Annotated in this window: 1 protein-coding gene; it reads right to left on the bottom strand. The window is 67.0% G+C overall.

The annotated features are described in order from the left end of the window. Positions 1-241: 241 nt before the first annotated feature. Positions 242-603, bottom strand: a 362-nt coding sequence (locus LS48_RS15945; RefSeq protein WP_062623218.1) for an EF-hand domain-containing protein, incomplete at its 5' end; no start/stop codon positions are given.

Raw genomic sequence — 603 nt, 5'->3', positions numbered from 1 at the left:
GCGCGGGCGATAACGCCCTCCACATTCGTCATTCCCGCGCAGGCGGGAATCCAGACGCGCTACCGTTGCGCCTCTTGCCGAGACGTCAGAGGTTATGGATTCCCGCCTTCGCGGGAATGACGGGTGTGGGGGTCACGTCACCCTTCCCGTCGCCCCGGCCTTGAGCCGGGGTCCCGCTTGATCTGGCAGCGAAGAAGAAGCGGGACCCCGGATCACGTCCAGGGTGACGGATCGATAGGGATTACCGCCCCTGCGGCAGCGCCTTGGCGGGGCCGCCCATCACCGCGGCGCGGGCGGCGGCGCGTTCGTCGAGGCTGATGACGCCGTCGTGGTTAAGGTCGTAGCGCGAGGCGATCGCGCGGAAGAGGCCCTGCATCTCGGCAGGCGAGACCTTGCCGTCATGGTTGGCATCGGCGGTGTTGAACCAGGCATCGGCCATCGCCTTCGCCTTGGCAGCGGGCATCTGCGTCTTGCCGACATCCATGCGCGCGACGCGGGCATCGACCTCGGCGCGGCTGATGAAGCCGTCGTGATTGGTGTCGGTCTTGTCGAAATCCGCCTTGATGCGCGGATCGATCTTCGCTGCCGCCTTGGGATCGGCCT

The organism is Aequorivita aquimaris, from assembly GCF_001573155.1.
GTDB lineage: Bacteria > Bacteroidota > Bacteroidia > Flavobacteriales > Flavobacteriaceae > Aequorivita > Aequorivita aquimaris.
This window is presented reverse-complemented; position numbering and strand designations above follow the sequence as displayed.